22 protein-coding genes and 1 pseudogene are annotated in these 21,813 nt (G+C 66.1%); 16 read left to right on the top strand and 7 right to left on the bottom strand.

All coding sequences use genetic code 11. From position 1 onward, the window contains the following. The 5 genes and pseudogenes from AC5P6H_RS12325 to AC5P6H_RS12305 all read left to right on the top strand — a co-directional run. Positions 1-325: pseudogene (locus AC5P6H_RS12325) on the top strand (TrbL/VirB6 family protein); the annotation flags it as partial. A 35-nt stretch (positions 326-360) separates the two neighbouring features. After that, positions 361-894 (top strand): DUF4189 domain-containing protein, encoded by a 534-nt coding sequence (locus AC5P6H_RS12320; RefSeq protein ID WP_495202682.1) that lies wholly within the window; start codon positions 361-363, stop codon positions 892-894. Between the two features lie 793 nt (positions 895-1,687). Then, positions 1,688-2,224, top strand: coding sequence for a hypothetical protein (locus AC5P6H_RS12315; RefSeq protein WP_241887490.1), 537 nt, complete (start codon positions 1,688-1,690; stop codon positions 2,222-2,224). A gap of 57 nt (positions 2,225-2,281) precedes the next feature. Then, entirely contained in the window at positions 2,282-3,289 is a 1,008-nt protein-coding gene (locus AC5P6H_RS12310; protein ID WP_495202681.1) for an XVIPCD domain-containing protein, read from the top strand. A 96-nt stretch (positions 3,290-3,385) separates the two neighbouring features. Next, positions 3,386-4,654, top strand: a complete 1,269-nt coding sequence (locus tag AC5P6H_RS12305) for a hypothetical protein (protein ID WP_495202680.1) — start codon at positions 3,386-3,388, stop codon at positions 4,652-4,654. A gap of 52 nt (positions 4,655-4,706) precedes the next feature. On the opposite strand, the gene AC5P6H_RS12300 is transcribed toward AC5P6H_RS12305, so the two are convergent. Genes AC5P6H_RS12300 through AC5P6H_RS12290 form a run of 3 tightly spaced genes read right to left on the bottom strand, consistent with a single transcriptional unit; the run spans position 4,707 to position 7,385 of the window. Next, the gene (locus AC5P6H_RS12300) at positions 4,707-6,035 is read right to left on the bottom strand and encodes an XVIPCD domain-containing protein (RefSeq protein ID WP_046431302.1); all 1,329 of its coding nucleotides are present in this window, start codon (positions 6,033-6,035) and stop codon (positions 4,707-4,709) included. Then, complete coding sequence (locus AC5P6H_RS12295; RefSeq protein WP_046431299.1) at positions 6,032-6,685, bottom strand: hypothetical protein; 654 nt, start codon at positions 6,683-6,685, stop codon at positions 6,032-6,034. The genes AC5P6H_RS12300 and AC5P6H_RS12295 overlap by 4 nt, the downstream gene beginning before the upstream one ends. A gap of 43 nt (positions 6,686-6,728) precedes the next feature. Continuing rightward, positions 6,729-7,385, bottom strand: a complete 657-nt coding sequence (locus AC5P6H_RS12290; RefSeq protein WP_495202679.1) for a hypothetical protein — start codon at positions 7,383-7,385, stop codon at positions 6,729-6,731. Between the two features lie 260 nt (positions 7,386-7,645). On the opposite strand from AC5P6H_RS12290, the gene AC5P6H_RS12285 reads away from it, so the two are divergent. Continuing rightward, entirely contained in the window at positions 7,646-8,152 is a 507-nt protein-coding gene (locus tag AC5P6H_RS12285) for a GNAT family N-acetyltransferase (RefSeq protein ID WP_495202678.1), read from the top strand. Between the two features lie 33 nt (positions 8,153-8,185). Here AC5P6H_RS12285 and AC5P6H_RS12280 read toward each other — a convergent pair whose 3' ends face one another. Beyond that, positions 8,186-8,623: an acetyltransferase gene (locus AC5P6H_RS12280; protein WP_014647561.1), complete on the bottom strand. Its 438-nt coding sequence runs from the start codon at positions 8,621-8,623 to the stop codon at positions 8,186-8,188. Continuing rightward, positions 8,620-9,459: an NAD(P)H-dependent oxidoreductase gene (locus AC5P6H_RS12275; RefSeq protein ID WP_481452859.1), complete on the bottom strand. Its 840-nt coding sequence runs from the start codon at positions 9,457-9,459 to the stop codon at positions 8,620-8,622. Before AC5P6H_RS12275 ends, AC5P6H_RS12280 begins: the two co-directional genes overlap by 4 nt. Before the next feature lie 78 nt (positions 9,460-9,537). Here AC5P6H_RS12275 and AC5P6H_RS12270 point away from each other — a divergent pair, with 78 nt between their 5' ends. The 5 genes from AC5P6H_RS12270 (at position 9,538) to AC5P6H_RS12250 (ending at position 13,512) form a co-directional block, all read left to right on the top strand. Beyond that, complete coding sequence (locus AC5P6H_RS12270; protein WP_049441669.1) at positions 9,538-9,897, top strand: winged helix-turn-helix transcriptional regulator; 360 nt, start codon at positions 9,538-9,540, stop codon at positions 9,895-9,897. A gap of 75 nt (positions 9,898-9,972) precedes the next feature. Then, on the top strand, positions 9,973-10,497 hold the full coding sequence (tadA, locus tag AC5P6H_RS12265; RefSeq protein ID WP_014647558.1) for a tRNA adenosine(34) deaminase TadA: 525 nt from the start codon (positions 9,973-9,975) through the stop codon (positions 10,495-10,497). A 75-nt stretch (positions 10,498-10,572) separates the two neighbouring features. Next, on the top strand, positions 10,573-11,145 hold the full coding sequence (orn, locus tag AC5P6H_RS12260; RefSeq protein WP_014647557.1) for an oligoribonuclease: 573 nt from the start codon (positions 10,573-10,575) through the stop codon (positions 11,143-11,145). Positions 11,146-11,315: 170 nt separating this feature from the next. Then, a complete protein-coding gene (locus AC5P6H_RS12255) occupies positions 11,316-12,188 on the top strand; it encodes an EcsC family protein (protein WP_049441668.1) in 873 nt (290 codons plus the stop codon). Positions 12,189-12,396: 208 nt separating this feature from the next. After that, a complete protein-coding gene (locus AC5P6H_RS12250) occupies positions 12,397-13,512 on the top strand; it encodes an alkene reductase (RefSeq protein WP_495202677.1) in 1,116 nt (371 codons plus the stop codon). Positions 13,513-13,641: 129 nt separating this feature from the next. On the opposite strand, the gene AC5P6H_RS12245 is transcribed toward AC5P6H_RS12250, so the two are convergent. Both AC5P6H_RS12245 and ppsA read right to left on the bottom strand, forming a co-directional pair. Then, a complete protein-coding gene (locus tag AC5P6H_RS12245; RefSeq protein ID WP_136191781.1) occupies positions 13,642-14,535 on the bottom strand; it encodes a mechanosensitive ion channel family protein in 894 nt (297 codons plus the stop codon). A gap of 148 nt (positions 14,536-14,683) precedes the next feature. Continuing rightward, on the bottom strand, positions 14,684-17,062 hold the full coding sequence (gene ppsA / locus AC5P6H_RS12240; RefSeq protein WP_014647553.1) for a phosphoenolpyruvate synthase: 2,379 nt from the start codon (positions 17,060-17,062) through the stop codon (positions 14,684-14,686). Between the two features lie 144 nt (positions 17,063-17,206). Between ppsA and ppsR the strand changes: the two genes are divergently transcribed. From ppsR to AC5P6H_RS12215, 5 genes are all read left to right on the top strand, one after another. Further along, positions 17,207-18,028, top strand: coding sequence for a posphoenolpyruvate synthetase regulatory kinase/phosphorylase PpsR (gene ppsR, locus AC5P6H_RS12235; protein WP_014647552.1), 822 nt, complete (start codon positions 17,207-17,209; stop codon positions 18,026-18,028). 178 nt (positions 18,029-18,206) lie between these two features. After that, positions 18,207-18,716, top strand: coding sequence for a DUF1249 domain-containing protein (locus tag AC5P6H_RS12230; protein WP_032956108.1), 510 nt, complete (start codon positions 18,207-18,209; stop codon positions 18,714-18,716). A 41-nt stretch (positions 18,717-18,757) separates the two neighbouring features. Continuing rightward, positions 18,758-19,246, top strand: a complete 489-nt coding sequence (locus AC5P6H_RS12225; RefSeq protein WP_014647550.1) for an NUDIX hydrolase — start codon at positions 18,758-18,760, stop codon at positions 19,244-19,246. A gap of 124 nt (positions 19,247-19,370) precedes the next feature. Then, positions 19,371-19,988: a DUF2239 family protein gene (locus tag AC5P6H_RS12220; protein WP_032956104.1), complete on the top strand. Its 618-nt coding sequence runs from the start codon at positions 19,371-19,373 to the stop codon at positions 19,986-19,988. A gap of 118 nt (positions 19,989-20,106) precedes the next feature. Further along, positions 20,107-21,468, top strand: coding sequence for an MATE family efflux transporter (locus AC5P6H_RS12215; RefSeq protein WP_126411091.1), 1,362 nt, complete (start codon positions 20,107-20,109; stop codon positions 21,466-21,468). Positions 21,469-21,813 lie beyond the last annotated feature (345 nt).

Here is a 21,813-nt window from a genome sequence, read left to right as displayed (position 1 = left end):
GCAGGGCGGCATGGGCCTGATCCTGACGACGCTGATCCTGACTGCGCCCCCAATGGCTGCGATGTTCTTCCAGGGCACCCTGGGTACCTTCATGGCATATTCGCAGATAGGTGGTAGCGCCGTGCCGACCTCGCCGGGTCCGACTGAGGAGCCGCCGGGTTCTAGTGGGTCGGGTGGTATGTTTACGCCTCCCGCGCCAGCTTTGAACCCAAGTGCCGGTGTGTTGGCCAACCAGAGTGAGACACCTGGGCTCCGAGGTCAGGGCGAAGTGCAATCTACTTCAGGTCCAGGTTTGCGGGGCAATGCTCCCTCCGGCAACAGTTGATTGACCAAAAATGTCGTCAATGGAATCCCGTCCGCATGAAATCGCTGTTGCCTGCATTGATGGTCCTGATGGTTGGAACTGCTTGGAGCATTGATTCCGCCTCGGCAGAGGGAAATTGTCCGCCTGGCTTCTACCCAATCGGAGGACAGGGTGTTCAAGGGTGCGCTCCGATTCCTGGCGCCAATACCGGGGCGACGGAGCGAGGGGGGGCTTCGAAACCAAGGATGCGCTATATGGATCAATGGGGGGCCATAGCGTTTTCTGAGACTACGAGCGACGCGGGTGATGTGGTCGGTCGCGATAGCGAGGCTCTGGCTGAGTCCGAGGCCTTGCGACAATGTGGTAGGAATGGGGCGCGCGACTGCAAGATGATCCTGAAATACAGAAACCAATGCGCCGCTTGGGTGATGCCCTCGGAGAATAGAGCGGGTGCGGCAGGTGGTTTGGGGACTGGTTCCTCGGAGGCTCTCGCAGTGGTGGCGGCCAAAAAGAACTGTGCCGATCCATCCCAGAAGGGATGCCACGTCGTATACAGTGCGTGCAGTCTCCCCGTTTTAGTGAGAGGGTGAACTACAGCGTTGAAGAAGTGTGGCCGGCAGAAGGCTGTGACCTGTCGAGTGAGTGTGGAGTGCAAAACTGACAAAGTGGCTGAGATTTGAGCGGTCAGATGCACTTGATAGAAGCTTACTCGTTTGAATGACGATGTACTTGTAGTCCAGCAGTGCTTGAGCTGTAAGTAGGCTGATGCTCGACGTCTATGCCGTTGGCGCGAACGGGGTTCTACGGTGTCAGACTCCGCGTGCGTGTCCTGGTGTCCTGGTACGTCCACAGGTGTGTTTGCGGACACGGCAGGGGCCCCTTGCTTGTGATTGGTCTTCAGGAGTGACTGAGCAGAACGTGCCTCGAGGCATCCCTTAGGGAGGGTCCTGCGGGCTCTGATGCAGTTCCAGATCAGACTGACACTGATTCTTGTGAAAGCCGCCGGCCAGTTCCGGTGGGCTTTGCACTTTCAATCCGTTGCGGCTGCTATCAGCCTTCGATTCGGGAACAAGTCGCGCTAACCGCACTTTTTTGTGATCAAGTGCGCTTTTCATCCCAAGCACCCTTCGACGAGCGCTGCCTCCTCGAAGTAAGCTGCGTGCGCGTCAAAATCCCGACGCGCCGGTGCCATCGAACACAGGAGCTTTTCCGTCCATGAGGACTGTGTCCCCCCGCGGTGCGGGTGACGCTTGCCACCATCGCGGTTGCCGTGGGCTCGGGGCTATCATCCGCCATGGCGGCCGCAGGGCACGTGCGAGGCATCGCCCCGTTTCCGGCCTCCGCTCGGGAACTGGCAAGACGGGATTGAAGGAGTTGCAGGGGATGGAGAAGGGGAGTGGCACGCACATGGACAATGCCCTGGCGTTCGTTCCGTCCGGCGCGAACCTGCTGGAAGCCGTACGCGGCGATCTGACCGGTAATGGTTTCCAGGACCAGCTCCTGGTGATCGACCAACCTCCTCCGGAGGGCTTGCTGCCCGGCGAGCACGGACCGAACCGGGTCCTGTTGTTGCTGCTGGGCGATGCCACGGGCCGCTGGCAGCTGGCGGCACGCAACGACAAGCTGGTGCCGTGCTCAACGCGCGGTGGCATTGCCGGTGATCCCTTCGCCTACGTGACGATTGAAGACGGCGCGTTCAGCGTGATCACCAACGGCGGGAGCCGCGAACGCTGGAGCAGCATCTACACCTTCCGGTATGCACCTGCCGAGCAGGCGTGCTGGGTGCATGGCGTGCAGTGCAAGGTGGTGGACACCGAAACCGAAGCAACCCACACGCGCGATTTCTCCGCGGCCGAGCTTGGCCGGGTGCGGTTCGAGGATTTCGATCCGTCCGTCGTCGCCGACGTCAGCTTGCCTTGAGTGCCATGCCTGTGAGGAGGCGGGAGTATCCAACGATGATCGAGCAGGAGTTTCACCGTGTCGCAGGATAGGGAGTCGTTGCTGTTGCGGCAGGCCACGGAGGCCGGCATGACTTCGTCCCGGGAACTGGCCAACTTCATGGCGCAGGCCGGGCATGAATCCCGTGGCTTGAGCCGTCTCAACGAGAGTTTCAACTTCACCCGGGGCATCTCGCAGATCCCGGTGGAAGCAGCGTGGCGCAATGGCAACGGTGCGCTGGAGAGCGCCCGCCAGGAAGCGCTGCGTGGCCGCCCGGAAAACCTGGCTGAGCTGATGTACGGCGGGCGCATGGGCAACGATGCCCCTGGCGACGCACTGAAGTATCACGGCCGTGGCTATCTGCCGCTGGTCGGCAAGGAGAATTACGAGCGTGCCGGCAAGGCGCTGGACCTGGACCTGGTGAATCAGCCGGAGCTGGCCGCGCAACCCGAGCACGCAGGTCGCATTGCCGTGTGGCAGTGGCAGACGCGGGTGCCGGAGACGGCACGCGAGGATGTGCGCGAAGCCACGCGTGCCCTGAATGGCGCACTCAACGGCATCGAAGCCCGCCAGCAGCGCTTTGACGTGTGGCAGCAGAAGCTGACGCCCGATGTGATGGCGCGGCTGGAGCGTGGCGAAGTGGGGGCGCCGGCCCAGCAGGCAACGGGACGCGACATGTCGCAACCGGGCGAGCCGGGATACATTTTGTTCCTGGGAGCGCGCCAGCACCTGCAGCAGATGGGGCAGCAAAGCGGAATGCGCAGCGCGCAGGAACTGGACAATGCCGCCGGCGCACTGGCGCTGAGCGCGCAGAAGGCCGGAATGTTGCGTATCGACCACCTGTTGGCCGGCAATGACGGTCGCACGCTGTTTGCCGTGCAGGGCGCGCTGGGCGATCCGGCCATGCTGCGCGCATCGGTCGATCGCGAACAGGCGGCGCAGCAGCCGCTGGCGCAGAGCAGCCAGCAATTGGCTGCCAATGTCGCCCAGCAGGACCCGGCGGCCGCGCTCGCCCGCGAGCAGGAGCAGCGTTCTCGATCCCTGTAACACCGATGCCGGCGGGCAGGGTGCCCGCTGGCGCTTCATGTACGACGCGTGGCGCCCTGTGGCGCCGACATGGAAACCCACCCGTAAGGACACCACATGCGAATCGTTCCCCCGAATGCCCGCCACGCCGCTGCCCGCTGCAATGCACCCGTGCGCCGCCTGCCGCCGCTCTGGCTGCTGTCACTTGGACTTGCCGCAGCGTCGGCACAGGCTCAGGAGGCAGCGGCGCCCGTCGTGGAGACGCGCCCCGCTGCCGAGGCTACCGTTGAGGCGCCTGCAGGGGCGGCGCCCGTTGCAGCGCCCGCGGCGGCCGACGCCGTTGTCGCGGCGCCGGCTCCCGAAGTACCGGCTGCCGCGACACCCCCTGCGACACCGGTGGTGGACACGCAGCCGGCGCCGGCTGCGGACCCGGCGCCTGCGCCCGTTCCGCCCGCAGCGGCGGCGCCTGTGGCTGCACCGCCTACAGTCGTCGAGTCAGCGGTCCCGGCGGTAGCGCCGGCACCGCCTGCATTGGCCATCGTGCCGTTGCCGCCCGAGCAGGCGACCGAGCGTGCGCTCGGTGCCCGCTGCCCGGTGGATCTGGCCGGGCGGCTGGCGAGCCAGGGCGACCTGCTGATCGGCGCCTGCCAGGGCACCATGCCGGCGCATCTGGCTGCGATGCTGGTCGCGCTGCCCGAGCAGGACATCCACCTGCCGCGCAGCTGGCGCGAGCGTGAGGTACGGCAGAAGGCCTGGTTCAAGGCGGTGCCGGGCTACGGCCAGCGCCCGGACTTCATCGTGCGGATGGGCGACATCTGGGTGCGCTCGTTGGAAGGGCGCGACGCCGACAGCACGTTCTACCTGGTGTCGGCGCCGTTCACCTGCAGCGACCAGGTCGCCAACCGGGATGAGTACGGCGCGGAGCCGGTCCGCGTGCCAGCGGGTGAATGCAGCGAGGCCCATGTGGCCCAGCGTGTGTACCAGGTCCGCGGGGATGCGGCGCCGAGGGATGTAACCACCGATGCCATGCCGGCCATGCCGCAGCAGGCGGAAGCTGATCGTGCGCGCCAGCTCTCGCGTGAGGGACGGATCAGCCTGGACCACAGCAAGTTGCAGTATGGCCCGGCCATGCGCTGGTTCGTGCAGTATCCGGAGTCGGCGCAGAAGGGTGGTCCGCGCGCCTACGGTGACTGGAACCGCGAGCACATCGCGTTCGTGGTCTGGACCGGCGATCGCTTCGAGCTGCGCGACAAAGTCGCGCGGGCGCAGTGGCCCTGTGATCCGGTGGCGCCCGGCGATCGCGCCTGCGGTGGATTCCCGGATTCCGGGCCGGATCTGTTCGTGACGGCCGGAGCATCCGTGCCAATGGCAGCGTCCAGCCCCTGAGCCGGAGTTTCGAAGTGATGCGGGAGCCGGGCTGACCGGCTCCCGCGCTGCATCAGGCCTGCAGGCTGCGGGTCTGATTCTGCTGCTGTTCCAGCTGCTGGTCGCGCTCAAGTGCAAGGCGCTGACCTGCGGCCTGCTGGTCGATGCGCTGGCTGCTCTGTTCCAGCGGTGTGTTCATCGCCACCGCCGTATCCACTGACACGCGAAGGTGGGCCGGGTCACCGCCCTGGCCCTGCACGGCGAAGCTGCGCGAGGCATCGGCATTCATGACCACCTCGTCGATGCGCTTCCCGCCCGCCGCATGCATTTCGGCGGCCAGGCTGCCGGCCAGTTGCGTGCTCATTACGTCTGGTACCCGGCCGACGCGGACGTCCTGCGCGTGCACGCCACGGATCGCGTCGTTGAACAGTGGGTTGCCCACGTGGTTGGCATCGTCCATGCGCAACATGCTGGTGTGATGGCCGTTCTTCTCCGCTTCGCGGCGTGCCGGCTCACCGGGCTGCAGCGGGCCGCGGATATGGTCGTACAGATCGACCGCGCCGCCCGGAATGCCGCGCGCCGCGCGGGTGACACCACGGCGCAGTGATTCAACGTCGTCGCGGTACTCCTCGATCATCCTGGCGTTGTCTTTTGCCAGCTTCTGCGTTTCCGGGTGTTTCAGCACCGAGCCGTCGCCGAGGAAGTTGCCCAGCTTGTGCGCGCCGAACGAACTGCCTGCTGCGACGAGCGGGCTGTCCGGGATAAGGGCGCGCAACGAGTGATTGCTGAAGCCGTTTGCGGCGAGTGTCTTGATCTCATCCGGCTTGGCGTAGATGCGCACTTGGCCGAAGTGCGGCGAGGCAGAGCTGACCGGATCGGAGGCCATGACATGGTTGATCATGGTGTTGCCGCCTTCCGGGATGCGGTAGCTGAGGCTGACCGCGCCATAGGCGTTGAAGGTCTCGCCCTTGACGTTGAAATGGTGCGAGGTGATCTGGGCCAGAGCGCCGCCGAGGGAGTGACCGGTGACGGTGACCTGGGGGGCATGTCCGCCATTCAAGCGTCCCTGCAATGCGGCAGTTTCGAGTGTTCGCTGTGTCAACGCGATCGCGTCCGGCGCCTGCACATTGGTGCGCGCAACCACCATGCCGCCATCGGTCAGAATCGCGTCGCGAGCTATCTGCTCGGTGCCACGATGCGCAATGACGATCTCTTTGCTGTCTACGCGCTGATAGACGGTCCCTTGATAGCCGTTGAGACGATTATTGACATGCTCAAGAATCTTGTACTCATGGCCGTTTAAGGTGACTTTCTCTTCTTGGCCGGGTTCACGTCGGCCGACGGCCCGATCCTTGTAGGCGTCATCAGATAACGCAGCGTAATCCTGGGAGGTGATGGTCACGGCGCCACCTCACTTGCGGAGAGGGTGATCGTAAACAGCTTGTCCTGAAGATCAGGGGCGTAATTGCTGCGATCGGGTTCGCCACTGGCGGGGAAATTGGGAACGCGATCTGCCTTCGGATAGACCAGATCCGGATAGTAGAGCGTATGCGCGCCACCTTCGGTCAGTGGCTTGGCGTCAACGAAGGTTAGGAAGCGGGTCTCTTCTTCAGCGCCCGTTGCCTTCAACATCGCCCCAGCGCCAGTGAACTCCCAACGGCACACGCCGCGGCCGTAGTAGTCTTCATCCAGCATGCGATCCACATACAGCGTGCCGCGGTACTCGCCATCAGCGACCTTGCGCAGTTCCACCGGTTCCTGGCTGGTAATCCGTGCGGCCGTGCCGGTGGCCGGCTCGATATAGCCACACTGGTCTTCGTTGGTGACGTCGTACTGTGCGACGCCTTCGACCACCGCAAAATCGCCGGGGGCGTCCTTCAGGCGCAGCACCAGTTCATAGGCCTTGCGCGGGCTGGGGTTGAGCTTGGCGAGGCCGCGCCCACCCTGGGCGACATCGGCTTCAGCAGCGGCACGTTCCTGGTTCATGGCGGTCTCCGGATGGCAGGCGGTCAACAGAAGCAGAGCAAGGCACGGAATCATCTTGTGGCGCAATGTCGGCCTCCTGGTGTGTAGGGGGAAATGTGGCACTGGCAGCTCATGGCGCGAGCGTCCGCACAGTGGTTGTGGTCGAGAACAGCGCGTCGCGCAGTTCCTCCTTGTAGGCCGACGGATCTTCTTTGCCGCTGGCAGGGAAGTTGGCAGCGAGCTCGGCGCGGGGATAAGCAGTCTTCGGATAGTAGAGAGTCAACGGCGATCCCGCGTCCATGCGCTTCTTGTCGATGAGCGTCAGGAATCGCGTATCAGCTTCGCCGGTCGTGGCACGCAACATCGCGCCAACGCCGGTCAGCGTCCAGTGGCACGTACCGCGATCGTAATAGTCCTGGTCCTGCATGCGGTCGAGGTAGAACGTACCGCGGTATTCGTTCTCGCCCGTCCTGCGCAGTTCCACCGGTTCCTGGCTGGTGATGCGGCTGGCCGTGCCGGTGGACCAGATGACCCTCCCGCAGTCTCCGTAGTTGCTCACGTCATACTGGGCCACGCCCTCAACAACCGCGAACGGGCCTGGCGCGCCCTTCAGTGTCAGCACCAGCTCATAGGCCTGCTTCGGCGCCGGGTTGAGTTTGGCCAGGCCGCGTCCACCCGCGGCGACGTCGCGCTCGGCATCGGCGTAGGGCGAGCATGCCGCCAGCAGGACGAGGGCGAGCACTGCCAGCAGCGGCCGTCCCCTGTGTGCGAGGTGCGCTACACCCATGGCCCGATCCTGCATCGTGCGTCCGTGTCCATCTATCCTTCCTGGGTGGCAGGTTTCTCGATTATGGAACGTGCCGGGAGCCCTGTGCCACCCCTTGGAGACGGATTTTTGACGCTCCCGGGGCGCGCCGCCGGCAGATCGCTTGCCGCACAGGGCATCCGATCGTCGCGTTGGCTCTGACGCCGGACGCAGGTTCGCAGCTGAATCCGTGACCGGAATCGATCATTCACATGTCCATCACTTCATCAAAGGTGTTGTCCTTGAACTGCACGATCCGCCCTGAAACCCGCGAAGACCACGCGGTCATCCATGCACTCACCGAGGCGGCCTTCCGCGAAGCCCCGCACAGCAGCCACACCGAGCAGTTCATTGTGGATGCGCTGCGTTCGCGTGGAGAGCTGAGTCTTTCGCTGGTCGCCGAGAAGGACGGGGAGGTCGTCGGACATGTTGCCTTGTCGCCGGTGACGATCAGCGATGGCAGCACCGGCTGGTTCGGCCTCGGGCCAATCTCGGTGCTGCCGGACTGGCAGGGGCAGGGCATCGGTGCGGCGCTGATGCACGCGGCGCTCGGCGCATTGCGTGAGCAGGGGGCACAGGGCTGCGTATTGCTGGGAGAACCCGCGTATTACGGTCGATTCGGATTCCGCGCCGAGCCGGGCCTGGTGCTGCCGGGTGTGCCGCCAGAGTACTTCCAGGCGCTGTGCCTGCGGCCACCGATGGCGCAGGGAGAGGTGCAGTACTCGCCGGCATTCGAGGCCACGGCCTGATGATCGGGGCGGGCCTCGAACATCCGTCGAATGTCAGCCGTTGTACCGGAGATGGATCAGGGGATACGGGCGGCCCTGCGAATCCAGCGGTGAACGTCCGGTTTCGACGAAGCCCATGCGCTGGTAGAAGCCGACGGCCTGCGCGTTCTGTTCGTTGACGTCGGTACTCAGCTGCGGATGCAGGGCCAGCGCGTGCTGCAGCAACTGCCGGCCGATACCGGTGCCGCGTACGTCCGGATCGATGAACAGCGCTTCCATGTGCGTGCCGTCGATCAGCATGAAGCCAAGGGGGCGGTCCTGAGCGTCGACGGCCACGGTCATCGGAGCCTGCGGCAGGAAGCCGGCGACTTCGCCATCGATGGCCTGGCGGTCGTCGGCGCTGAGGAAGTTGTGGGTGGCGTCGACGGCGCGGCGCCAGAGGTCGACGAGGGCGGCGCCGTCGTCGGCGCGCGAGGGACGGAGGGTGGTCATGGGTTCACCAAGGTGCTTGCAAAGAGCGCGTAGTATGGCGCGTCCCGACCCAGCGCGCAGGCGTGGATTCCTCCGGTGTTGCGATGGCGGATGAAGGGGCTGTAGGCAGTGGCCTCCGCGCGCAGCACCACGCCATCCTCGAAATCGCCGCTGTCGTTGAAGGGCACGGTGGGCCACCGCGGCCATTGCGCCAGGCGTTCGCGGTAGTAGTGGGTTGCTGCAGCCAATGCCTCGTCGTGTGCCTGCACGCGCTCCGCTGCCAGCCCGGAACGCACGCCATGCACCAGATGCGGCTCCAGCACGTCGAAGCCGACGTAGCGCAGGCTGTACATCAAGGGCCACAGCAACAACCGGGTATCTCCCTCGCGGCCGTCGACGGCGCAGGCCCGTGCCGATGAGCCGGTGGTGACGCTCAGCAACGCACGCTTGCCGCGCATCGCGCCGTGCTCGTGGCGCAGGCGGCTGTTGTACATCGGCCCGTAAACCAGCACGCGATCCAGCCAGCCCTTGAGGATTGCCGGCGGCGCGAACCACCACAGCGGGAACTGCAGGATGACCAGATCCGCGGCCTGCAGCAGCTGCAGATGGCGCTGCACATCGGCGGGCAGCCGACCCTGTTCGGCGCCGTGGCGTTGTTCGCGCTGGGCATCGAAACGGCCGGGCTGCAGGCGACTTGAATGATGGTGGGCCGCTTCCAGCGGATCGAAGCCCTCTGCATACAGGTCGACCACGTCCACCTGCAGCGCGTCATGCCGCAGCTGCTCCGCGGCCTGCGCGGCCAGGTGGGCGTTGAAGGAGCGGGGTTCGGGATGGGCAAGCAGGATCAGGGCGCGCATGGGGCGAGGTGTTCGAGGAGTGTGCGACCATCCTCGCGGCGCCGGTATGCCCCGGCAATTACGCACCTTGAGGTAACCATGGCCTATCCGGGCGATGTCTATGCCGCCGATTGCTCGGCACGCGATGCGCTGGCGCTGATCTCCGGCAAGTGGGTGATGCTGCTGTTGCCGGCGCTGGCGCAGGGCCCGCAACGCAATGGCGCGCTGCTGAGGAAGATCGAAGGGATCTCGCAGAAGGTGTTGACCCAGACCCTGCGGCAGCTGGAGCGCAACGGCCTGGTCGAGCGGTGTGATCTGGGCAGCAAGCCACTGCATGTGGAATACCGGCTGACCGAGGTCGCACGTGGACTGGTTGACACGCTGTCCGCCCTGGACCGTTGGGCCGAGCACAATTTCCCGGCGCTGGACGCTGCCCGCGAGCGCTTCGACACGCGTTAGCGGCGCCTGCACGGCCGCGGGCGTACAATGCGGCCCCGGCGGCCATCCTGGCCCTGCAGACACGCGAGAACCGCCATGACCGACGCCCTGGGTGTACCGGTGCACGACGCCGATGAACACTGGATGCGCCATGCGCTGGCGCTGGCCGAGCGTGCGCAGCGCGAGTACGACGAGATCCCCGTTGGTGCGGTACTGGTGGGCGCCGATGGCCAGCTGCTGGGCGAGGGCTGGAACCTCAACATCGCTTCGCACGATCCCAGTGCGCATGCTGAGATCGTGGCCATGCGGGCCGGTGGCACGCGGCTGGCCAATCATCGGCTGCTCGGCAGCACCCTGTACGTGACCCTGGAACCGTGCGCGATGTGCGCGATGGCCATCGTGCATGCACGCGTTGCCCGCCTGGTCTACGGCGCCAGCGACCCCAAGACCGGCGCCTGCGGCAGCGTGTTCGACCTGCTGGGCGATGCCCGCCACAACCACCGGGTGGAGATCCACGGTGGGGTGCTGGCCAAGGAGGCCAGCATGCGCCTGACCAACTATTTCCGTGCCAAGCGTGGCAAGCCGCCGCTGCTGCTGGAAGACCATGCCGGCGAGGCCTGAGGGGGCGAACCGGTATGATGGGCGCCTCTTTCCATCACCGGCAGGCCGCGCGCCTGCCCAGCAACGAGGCGACACATGGCGGACAACGGCGCGGCCAACGAGCGACTGATCTGGATCGACCTGGAAATGACCGGGTTGGATACCGACAACGATTCGATCATCGAGATCGCCACCGTGGTCACCGATGCCCAGCTCAACGTGCTGGCCGAAGGGCCGGAATTCGCCATCCACCACCCGCTGGAAACGCTGGAAGCGATGGACGAGTGGAACCGCAACCAGCATCGCCGCTCGGGCCTGTGGCAGCGCGTGGTGGACAGCACCACCACCCTGGGCCAGGCCGAGGCGCAGACGGTGAACTTCCTGGCGCAGTGGATCCCGGCCGGCCTGTCGCCGATGTGCGGCAACTCGATCTGCCAGGATCGCCGCTTCCTGCACCGCCAGATGCCGCGACTGGAGAAGTACTTCCACTACCGCAACCTGGACGTGTCCACGGTGAAGGAACTGGCCAAGCGCTGGGCGCCGAGCGTGGCCGCTGGCGTCGGCAAGAACAGCAACCACACCGCGCTGAGCGACGTGCACGATTCGATCGCTGAGCTGCGCCACTACCGCCAGTTCATGGGCGCGCTGTCGGGGCTGCCGGTTGCCTGAACAACGACGCCGGGCATGGCCCGGCGCTATCGGATGACACGCCAACGGGTAGTGCCGGCCGCTGGCCGGCAAGGCGCCGGGGTCGGATCCCTTTCCTGCGGAAAGGGCTCTGACCCCTCTGTCGTACCCCGCGACGAACCGTTCAACTTCCTGGCGCTAAGATCGGCGCCATGAACGAGCCGATCCTGCTCCCCCGCGACATCGCCCATGACGCCCGCGACTGGTCCGACCTGCAGCGCGCGGTGGCCCTGCTGGAAGCGCCGACCCTGACCGCGCGCATGGCCAACCTGGTCGGCACGCCGCTGGAGTTCGCGGTGAAGGCGCTGCCCAGCTCGGTCTCCAACCGCATCCACGGTGCTGTGCAGGCGGCGCTGAGCAAATCGGCGCAGGCCGCGCTGTGGAGCATGGACAACACCCCCGGCAAGGGGGCGTCCACCCGCTGGCACAAACTGGCGGCGGCCACCTCGGGCGCGGTCGGTGGGGCCTTCGGCTTCGCGGCCTTGTTCATCGAGCTGCCGGTGTCGACCACCATCATGATGCGTGCGGTGGCCGACGTGGCCCGCAGCGAGGGCTTCGACCTGTCCGAGTTCAGCACCCGCCAGGCGTGCCTGGAGGTGTTCGCGTTGGGCGGCAACTCGCCGCGCGATGATGCCAGCGAGACCGGCTACTACCTGGCCCGCGGCTTCACCACGGATGTGATGCGCCACCTGTCGGCCGAGCTGGCCGGGCGCGTGGTGACCGGCCGCGACCTGACCCTGGGCGTGGCGCCAAAGGAAGCTGGCAAGCTGCTGGCGAAGATGGTGGAAAAGGTGGCGGCGCGCTTCGGCGTGGTGGTTACCGAGAAATTCGCTGCGCAGGCGGTGCCGATCGTCGGTGCCGCCGCCGGTGCAACACTGAATACCATGTTCACCGACTACTACCAGGACATGGCGCGCGGCCACTTCATCGTGCGTCGGCTGGAGCTGAAGTACGGGGAAGACGTGGTGCGCGCCTGCTATGACCGCGTGGCGCATGGCGGCGTGCTGATCGAGCCCACGCTGTAACCGGCTTCGGGGTCGGAGCCCTTTGCGTTGCAAAGGGATCCGACCCCGGTTGCGCGCGGGGTCGGATCCCGTTCCGCAGGAAGGGGCTCTGCCCCCCGGCCGGTCATCCTTGCCTTGGGGGAACAATTGTTTTGCCAGTACATGCCTGTTGCCTGGCAGCTGGCATCCCCATCCTTTGCGGCAGTCCCCCCCGCAAGAGATCGCCGCCATGTTGTTCACTCCCCACCGCTTGGGCGCCTTGACCCTGCCCAACCGCATCGTGATGCCGCCGATGACCCGCTCGCGTGCCGCCGACGGCAACGTCGCCACCGCGGACATGGCCGCCTACTACGCCCAACGCGCCAGTGCTGGCCTTATCGTCAGCGAAGGCACCCAGATCAGCCCGCAGGGCCAGGGCTATGCCTGGACCCCGGGCATCCACAGCCCGGAACAGGTGCAGGGCTGGCGCCGGGTGACCGATGCGGTGCACGCCGCTGGCGGCCGCATCTACGCCCAGCTGTGGCATGTGGGCCGGGTCTCGCATGTGGCCCTGCAGCCGGGTGGTGCCGCCCCGGTGTCGTCGTCGGCGCTGCTGGCCGAACGCGTGAAGGTGTTTGTCGACCCTGCAGGCGCTGGCCCGGAAGCGGGTGTGGGCGAGATGATCCAGCACTCGATGCCGCGCGCGCTGCGCGAAGACGAGATTCCGGGCATCGTCGCCGACTATGCACAGGCCACCCGCAATGCACTGGCCGCCGGCTTCGATGGCGTCGAGCTGCACGGTGCCAATGGCTACCTGATCAACCAGTTCATCGACTCGCAGGCCAACCGGCGCACCGACGGCTATGGCGGCGCGTTGCAGAACCGACTGCGTTTCCTGCGAGAGGTCGTGCAGGCGGTGACGGCCGTAGCCGGTGGTGACCGCGTCGGTGTCCGTCTGGCGCCGCTGACGACGTTGCAGGGCGCGGTGGACGATACGCCACAGGCGACCTATCTGGCCGCGGCGCACCTGCTGGGTGAGCTGGGCGTGGGCTACCTGCACATCGCCGAAGCCGACTGGGACGATGCACCGCTGATGCCGGTGGCGTTCAAGCAGGCGCTGCGCATGGTCTACCCGGGTACGCTGATCTACGCCGGCAAGTACACCGCCGAACGCGCCGAGCAGGCACTGGCTGAAGGCTGGGCTGACCTGATCGGCTTCGGCCGGCCGTTCATCGCCAACCCGGACCTGCCGGAGCGACTGCGTACCGGTGCGGCGCTGAATCCGCCGGATCGTGCGACATTCTTTGGCGGTGGCGCGGCGGGCTTCACCGATTATCCGACGCTGGAAGAGAGCGTCGCGGCCTGATCCTGGACGCTGCCGGCCAGCGGCCGGCACTACCAGTGGGCGAGGGGTAGTGCCGGCCGCTGGCCGGCATTCCGATGTCGTATCGCCGATGGGTGGGTGCCGACCGTTGGTCGGCACTACCGGCATGGATCAGGGCTTGTCGCGCACCAGCGCGTCAGCCTCTATCACCCCGCCATCCTTTCCATGCAGGTACAGGTGCATGTCCTGCTGCGGATACGGGATGTTGATGCCGGCCTTGTCATAGCCCAGCTTCAGCTGCTCCAGCAGCGTGACCTTGGTACCGAACCAGTCGGCCGACTTCACGTAGCAGCGGATGCCCAGGTTGATGGCGTGCGCGCCCAGCTCATACACCACCACGTCCGGTGCCGGTGTCTGCAGCACGCGTGGGTCGGCCTTCATCAACGCCAGCGCGGTATCGCGCGCCAGCTGGATGTTGTCTTCATAGCCGATGCCGATCACCAGTTCGACGCGGCGGGTCGGTTCGGCGGTGAGGTTGATGATCGGTGCAGCGGTGATCAACGTGTTCGGAATGGTGGTGTGCTGGTTGTCGGCACCGGTGATGACGGTCTGGAAGATGCGCACTTCGCGCACCGTGCCGGTCTGTCCGGCCACGGTGACCACATCGCCCACGCGGAACGGTCGCAGCGTCACCAGCATCACGCCCGAGGCGATGTTGGACAGCGAATCCTTCAATGCCAGGCCGACGGCCAGGCCAGCGGTACCGAGCACGGCCAGCAACGGGGTGATCTGCACGCCCAGCGTGCCGATCGCCAGCACCACCACGATCACAAGCGATGCGGCATACACCACGTTGCGCAGGAAGCTGCCCAGCATCGGGTCCACACCCATGCGAGCCGTAGCGCGCGGCATCGCGTTGGACAGGCGTCGTGCCACCCACAGGCCCACCAGCAGCACCACGATCGCGGCCAGCAACGGTACGCCGTAGGTTTCCAGCAGGCGCTCCCAGTTGAGCGAGTGGAACCAGGGCGTTGCGGCGGGGGCGGGTCGGGCGGCGGCGATCATGCGGGAGTTCCTTTGCTGCTGAGGGACAGGCGCGAGGTGCGCGTGGCGTGCACGGACGCCAGAAACAGCAAGCCCCGCAGAGGCGGGGCTTGCGTGCGGCAGCAGTATGTGCGGACGTCGATGAAAGCGACGTCAGCCCATTACGGCATCAGCCGTTGGCCTTCAGCTTGGCCAGGCGCAGCCAGGTATCGACCACGGTGTCCGGGTTCAGCGACACCGACTCGATGCCTTCCTGCATCAGCCATTCGGCCAGATCCGGATGATCGGACGGGCCCTGGCCGCAGATGCCAACGTACTTGCCCTTGGCGCGTGCGGCCTTGATCGCCATCGACAGCAGCTTCTTCACTGCCGGGTTCCGTTCGTCGAACAGGTGCGCGACGATCGACGAGTCGCGGTCCAGGCCCAGGCTGAGCTGGGTCAGGTCGTTGGAGCCGATCGAGAAGCCGTCGAAGATCTCCAGGAACTCATCGGCGAGCAGTGCGTTGGACGGCACTTCGCACATCATGATGATCTTCAGGCCGTTCTCGCCCTGCTTCAGGCCGTTCTGTTCCAGCACCTCGACGACCTTGCGGCCTTCTTCCAGGGTGCGCACGAACGGAATCATGACCCACAGGTTGTCCAGGCCCATTTCGTTGCGCACGCGCAGCACGGCCTTGCACTCCAGCGCAAAGGCGGCCGAGAAGCTCGGGTCGACGTAACGGCTGGCGCCGCGGAAGCCGATCATCGGGTTTTCTTCGTGCGGCTCGTAGTTGCTGCCGCCGATCAGGTTGGCGTACTCGTTGGACTTGAAGTCCGACAGGCGCACGATCACCGGGTTCGGTGCAACCGAGGCGGTGAGCGTGGCGATGCCTTCGGCCAGGCGGTCCACGTAGAAGCTGACAGGATCACCGTAGCCGGCGATCTTCTCGTCGATCTTCTTCTTGGTCGCCGCATCCTGGCGGTCGTATTCCAGCAGCGCGTTCGGGTGGATGCCGATGTGGCTGGCGATGATCATTTCCAGGCGGGCCAGGCCGATGCCGGCGTTCGGCAGCTGGCCGAAGTCGAAGGCACGTTCCGGGTTGGCCACGTTCATCATGATCTTCAGCGGTGCCGGCGGCATGTTGCCCAGATCGGTGGTGGTGCGCTCGAAGCCGAGCTTTCCTTCGTAGATGAAGCCGGTATCACCTTCAGCGCAGCTGACGGTGACCAGCTGGCCATCTTCGATCACCTTGGTGGCGTTGCCCGAACCGACCACGGCCGGCACGCCCAGCTCGCGCGCGATGATCGCGGCGTGGCAGGTACGGCCGCCACGGTTGGTGACGATGGCCGAAGCGCGCTTCATCACCGGTTCCCAATCGGGATCGGTCATGTCGGCGATCAGTACGTCGCCCGGCTGCACGCGGTTCATGTCGTCCAGCGTCTTCACCACGCGGGCCACGCCCGAGCCGATCTTGGCGCCGACGGCGCGGCCTTCGGCCAGCACGTTGCCGCCCTTCTCGGTCAGCGCGAAGCGCTCGATCTGGGTGGCGTGGCTGCGCGACTTCACCGTTTCCGGGCGCGCCTGCACGATGAACAGCTTGCCGCTGACACCGTCCTTGGCCCACTCGATGTCCATCGGGCGGCCGTAGTGCTTTTCGATGACCAGCGCCTGCTTGGACAGTTCCTGCACGTCCTCGTCGCTGATCGAGAAGGTGTTGCGCAGCTCGGCCGGGGTGTCCTCGATCCTGACGCGCTCACCCGGAACATCCGAATACACCATGCGGATCGCCTTGCTGCCGAGCGAGCGGCGCAGGATCGCCGGCTTGCCGGCCTGCAGGGTGGGCTTGTAGACGTAGTACTCGTCGGGATTGACCGCGCCCTGCACGACCATTTCGCCCAGGCCGAACGAAGAGGTGACGAACACCACGTCGCGGAAGCCGGACTCGGTGTCCAGGGTGAACAGCACGCCGGACGAACCGACGCCCGAACGCACCATCAGCTGCACGCCGGCGGACAGGAACACGTCCTCATGCTTGAAGCCGTGGTGCACGCGGTAGGCGATGGCGCGGTCGTTGTACAGCGAGGCGAACACTTCCTTGACCTTGTGCACGACGTCGTCGGCACCGGTGACGTTGAGGAAGGTTTCCTGCTGGCCGGCGAAGGAGGCATCCGGCAGATCCTCGGCGGTGGCCGAGGAACGCACGGCCACGGCCACGTCGCCGCCGCCGTTGTCGGCGCTCAGCTTGGCGTAAGCGGTGCGGATGTCCTGGTCCAGCTGCGGCTGCAGCGGCGCATCGATCACCCAGCTGCGGATTTCCTTGCCGGCGGCGGTCAGCGCGTTGACGTCCTCGACGTCCAGCGTGGCCAGCCTGTCGAAGATGCGCTTGGACAGATCGTTGTGCGCAATGAAGTCCTTGAAGGCTTCAGCGGTGGTGGCATAACCGCCCGGCACCGAAACGCCCAGACCGGCCAGGTTGCCGATCATCTCGCCCAGCGACGAATTCTTGCCGCCTACGCGGGCCAGATCGGCCAGACGCAGTTCGTGCAACCACAGGATGTTCTCGTTCAAGCGCGATGCTCCGTTTGGCCATCGCCCGAGGCGGGCTGAGTGGCCGCGTCCGTAGGAAGAAGCCGATATGATGCCGGGCAGAGCACCGTCGGCACAAGCTTGTGCTGGCGGCCTTTTTAAGCTTCGTAGGGGGTAAAAGCGCGCATGTCGACCATCCGTCCGGTGTTCTACGTTTCCGATGGAACCGGTATCACCGCTGAAACCATTGGGCATAGCCTGCTGACCCAGTTCTCCGGGTTCAGCTTCATTACCGACCGCATGTCGTTTGTCGACGACCCCGAAAAAGCGCGTGAAGCCTGTGCCCGGATCCAGGCGGCAGGGGAGCGCTACCAGGTCCGGCCGATCGTGGTGAACTCCTGCGTGGACCAGAGCCTGAGCCTGATCCTGGCCGACAGCGGGGCGCTGATGCTGGATGTGTTCGCGCCGTTCATCGAGCCGCTGGAGCGTGAACTGGCCAGCCCGCGCCTGGCCCGGGTCGGCCAGGCCCACGGCATGGTCGATTTCGATACCTACCACCGTCGCATCAACGCGATGAACTTCGCCCTGACCCATGACGACGGCATCGCGGTGAACTACGACGATGCCGACGTGATCCTGGTGGCGGTGTCGCGCGCGGGCAAGACGCCGACCTGCATCTACCTGGCCCTGCATTACGGGGTACGCGCGGCCAACTACCCGCTGACCGACGAAGACCTGGAAAGCGATCGCCTGCCGCCGCGACTGCGCAATTACCGGCGCAAGCTGTTCGGCCTGACCATCGATCCGGACCGGCTGCAGCAGATCCGCCAGGAGCGCCGTCCGAACTCGCGCTACGCCAACCTGGAGACCTGCAAGCGCGAGGTGGCTGCGGCCGAGACCATGTTCCGCATGGAGCGGATCCCGACCCTGAGCACCACGCATACCTCGATCGAGGAGATTTCCAGCAAGGTGCTGGCCACGCTGGGGCTGCAGCGCGAGCTGTATTGAGCCTTTCCGGCGCGCCGCACTTCGCCCTGTAGAGCCGAGCCCACGCTCGGCTGGGCCGCCGGGTTCTTCCCGAACAGCAGCCGAGCATGGGCTCGGCTCTACACGGGGATCGTCGTTGTCGGGTTGGCTGTGGCTTGAGGCGCCCCCAGGTTGAAGCACCAACGTGTAGGATCGACCCATGGCCCAAGCCTCGCCCCGCACCGAACGTATTCCCCGCCTGAGCCGGTTGAGCTGGCTCATGGGCCTGTACGCGGAGAACTACCGCCATCTGGTGCGCCTGTTCGAACCGGCCGGATTGGTGGCGGGCAGCTACATTTCCTCGATCGGCGACGGCCTGGACGTACGCCTGGACGTGATCGAGTGCCACCGCTACACGGTGGAACTGCGCCTGACCTACGACCTGGCTGACCCGGTCACCGGTGAGCCGGATCCCTCGGCGTATGTGCGTCTTTACCGTGACGCACGCCAGGCCGAGACCACCCATTGCTACGTCGGCCGCCGCTGGCAGGACACGATGGGCCTGTACCCGCCGCCGGCCGAGCTGATCAGCCACCGCATGCGGATGAACACCTTCCTCGGCAAGTGGCTGGAATACCTGGCTGAGCGCGGTCACGGCGTGGCCACCCTGCGCCGCGATCCCGATGGCGCAGGCACACCCGCCGAGCGCCGCCTGTCGCTGGTGCGCTGATCGGCCATAATCCACGGCTGACCTGCCGCTGGATGCCGCCCATGCCGTACACCCCGATCGTCGCCACCCTGGGCTACGTGCTGTCGCCTGATCGTCGCCAGGTGCTGATGATCCATCGCAACACCCGTCCGGGTGACCACCACCTGGGCAAGTACAACGGGCTGGGCGGCAAGATCGAAGCGGACGAGGACGTGGCAGCCAGCATGCGTCGCGAGATCGCCGAGGAAGCCGGCATCGACTGCACCGGCATGCGCCTGCGCGGCACCCTCAGCTGGCCGGGCTTCGGCAAGCACGGTGAAGACTGGCTGGGCTTCGTGTTCGTCATCGACACTTTCGAAGGCACCCCGCACGGCGGCAACCATGAAGGCACGCTGGAGTGGGTGGACCTGGACAAGCTGGACACGCTGCCGATGTGGGAGGGCGACCGCAACTTCCTGCCGCTGGTGTTCGACGCCGACCCGCGCCCGTTCCACGGCGTGATGCCGTACAAGGACGGCCGCATGGTCAGTTGGTCCTACAGCCGGCTGTGAGGTGACGAATCGGGTGGGTGCCAACCTTGGTTGGCACGCTCTTCTGGCAAATTAATACCCGGACAATATTGACTCGGTAAAATTACCCGGGCAATATTCACGCATCGCCTCTGATGCCATTGCCATGCCTGTGTCCCGACTTCCTCCCTTCAGCTGTTTCGACGGCCATCGCCTGGTCGCTTCCGGTACCCCGGAAGTGGCAGCGCTGGCGTTGAAACAGCTGCGTGCCGACAACGCAGCCGGTCCGCTGCTGGTGTTCGACAACGCCAGCGGGCGAACCCGCGATTTCGACACGCGCGGCAGCGACACAGAGCTGCTGGCGCGGGTGACCGAAGCGTTTCCCTCCGCCGTGGAGGCGGATGCCGACGTCACTACCGGAGAGGCACCCGCAACCCCGCGTGGCCGTGGCCGCCCCAGACTGGGCGTGGTCGCCCGCGAAGTGACGCTGCTGCCGCGGCATTGGGCGTGGTTGGCCGAACAGCCGGGTGGGGCCTCGGTGGTGCTGCGCAGGCTGGTGGAAGCGGCCAGCCGTGCCGGTGCCGACGAGGATCGGCAGCGCCGCCACAGCGAGCGTACCTATCACTTCCTGCAGGCCATCGCCGGTGACCTGCCGGGCTTCGAGGAGGCCATTCGGGTGCTGTTCGCGCATGACCGCGCGGGCCTGGAAGCAGCGCTGCATTCCTGGCCCAGGGATGTGCGCGACCACGCCCTGCGGCTGGCGTTCGAAGACGCTGACGGCTGAGCCATCGCGCCGTTGCTGAGCGACGGCGTCATCTGATCGCGGGCCGCGGCCCGCTTCCCCTGTGCTTGCTTTGCTGGCGGAAACGCCGGGCAGGGCGGCGCCTTGCCCAGAGAATCCCATGAGCCCCCCTGTACATCCGACACCTCCGGCAGCACCCCCGCTGTGGCGCACCTACCTGACGCTGCTGCTGCCGATGCTGCTGACCAATGCGTTGCAGCTGGCCGCAGGCACGCTGGACAACATCTATCTCGGCCACCTGCTTGGCACACAGGCGGTGGCTGCGGCCGCGGCGTTCTTCCCGGTCTTTTTCCTGCTGCTGGCCCTGGTGATGGGCCTGGCCACGGGCGCGATGGTGCTGATCGGCCAGGCCTGGGGCGCGGGCCGCCCGCAACAGGCGCGCGCGGTGGCTGGCAGCGCGGTGGCGCTGATCCTGCTGTTGTCGGTGCCGGTGATGGCCCTGGGCGGCGGTTTCGCGCCACAGCTGCTGGCGGCACTGGGCACGCCGTCAGCGATCCTCGGCGAGTCCATCGTGTACGCGCGCGTGCTGTTGCTGGCGGCTCCGGTGTTCTTCCTGCTGTGGCTGGCCACTGCCGTGAGCCGCGCAGTGGGCGATGCAAAGACGCCGCTGCAGGCGCTGCTGCTGGCCACGGTGGTCGGCCTGCTGTGCACGCCGCTGCTGATCCTGGGCTGGACCGGCCTGCCGCGGCTGGGGTCGGCCAGTGCGGCTGTATCGGCGGCGTTTGCCTCATTGTTGGCCCTGGGCTGGTTGCTGTGGCGCTGGCATCGGGTAGGACATCCCCTGGCGCCACGGCGCGAGCAGTTGCGTGCCATCCGTTTCGATGGCGCGCTCATCCGCGCGATGCTGCGCATCGGCGTACCGTCTTCTCTGCAGATGCTCAGCCTGGCCATTGCCGAGATCGTATTGCTGGGCTGGATCAACCGCTACGGCTACACGGCCACGGCCGCCTACGGTGCGGTCAACCAGTTGATGAGCTGGGTGCAGCTGCCGGCGATGTCGCTGGGCATTACCGCCACCATCCTCGCGGCGCATGCGATGGGTGCAGGGCGTACGGCACGGCTGCCGGCCATCGCCCGCACCGGCGTGCTGCTTGGACTGGCGATGCTGAGTGCAGTGGTGCTGCTGGTGATGGTGCTTGCGCCCTGGCTGACCGGCCTGATCCTGGTGGCTGCCGAAGCGCGTGAACTGGCGACGCTGCAGTTGCGCACGGTGGCATGGGGCGTGCTGGCGATGGGCGGCAGCACCGTGCTGGTAGGGGTGATGCGCGGCAGTGGCACGGTATGGCGGCCAGCGCTGCTGGGCATGGCGGCGGTATTGCTGCTGGAGCTGCCGCTGGCGATGTGGATGCAGGCGCAGCACGGGCTGGCCGGCGTGTGGTGGGCGTGGCCGCTGGGGTTGCTGGCGATGCTGGTGATGCAGGTGTTCTGTTTCGAGCGCTGGCGGCGGGTGCAGGCTGGGTAGTGCCGGCCGCTGGCCGGCAACGCGGAACGGTCGGGGCAGCCGGCCAGCGGCCGGCTCTACCACTTCAGGGCCGCTGCGCCAGCGGCAGATGGAAGCATCCGGCATATCGCCGCCCGTCACCAGGAATCGGACGCGGCGGCGGCGGGCCCGCCGGTGACCATAGCGCCGACTCTGCGGCTTGGGAAGTAGGGAAACCCCGCGGAAGAGTGATGAGGAAATGTCCACCGTCGCAGTCGGTGAGATCTGGTTGTCCACAGGGGGTGTGGATTACGCGTGGGCAACTTTGTGGATAAGCCCCGACAGGCGCCACCCCCCTAGGCTGTCAAGATGGGTGGCGAAAAATTC

This window comes from Stenotrophomonas sp. YJH_SMC_110 (assembly GCF_059369255.1).
Note: the sequence above shows the minus strand (reverse complement) of the source record. Positions and strands in the feature narration are given on the sequence as shown.